The 553-nt window shown below is 75.4% G+C and carries 1 protein-coding gene; it reads left to right on the top strand.

The annotated features are described in order from the left end of the window. Positions 1-553: LysR substrate-binding domain-containing protein (locus tag E6R62_RS38790; RefSeq protein WP_240802160.1), on the top strand; the 553-nt coding region annotated here is incomplete at both ends.

The raw sequence follows: 553 nt of genomic DNA, 5'->3' as shown, positions 1-553 counted from the left end.
GCGAGGCGCCCGGGGTGCGGCTGCGGATGCTGCCCGAGGGCGACGAGGACCCGAGCGATCTGCGGGACCGGATCGACCTGGAGGTCGGCCAGATGGGCGACCTGCCGCACGACGTCCGCAGCAGTCCGCTGGCCGAGTACCGCTACGCGGCGGTGGTGCGCGCCGACGGGCCGTACGCCGCCGAGCGGTTGACCCCCGAGCGGTTCGCCGCGCTCCCGCACATCACGGTCACCCGGCGCGGCCGGGTGCGCAGCGTGGTCGACGAGCGCTTGGCCGAACTCGGCCTGACCCGGGACGTGCTGGCGACCGCTCCGACCTACTCGGCGGCCTGCTTCCTCGCCCTCCGCTCGGACGCGCTGGCGCTGGTGCCGTCGCATTTCGCGGTCGAGGCGGCCCGGGCGATGCCGCTCGCGGTCCTCGACATCCCCCTCGACCTGCCGGCCAACCCCTTCGTGCAGGCCTGGCACATCCGAGTGTACGCGGACCCGGCGCACCGGTGGCTGCGGGGCGCGGTCGCGGAGACCGTGACGGGGATCAACGCGGCAGACCGGCC

Origin of the sequence: Streptomyces sp. A1136 (assembly GCF_004795055.1) — a bacterium.
Lineage (GTDB): Bacteria > Actinomycetota > Actinomycetes > Streptomycetales > Streptomycetaceae > Streptomyces.
The sequence above is the reverse complement of the archived record's forward strand: the minus strand, read 5'-3'. Positions and strand labels throughout refer to the sequence as shown.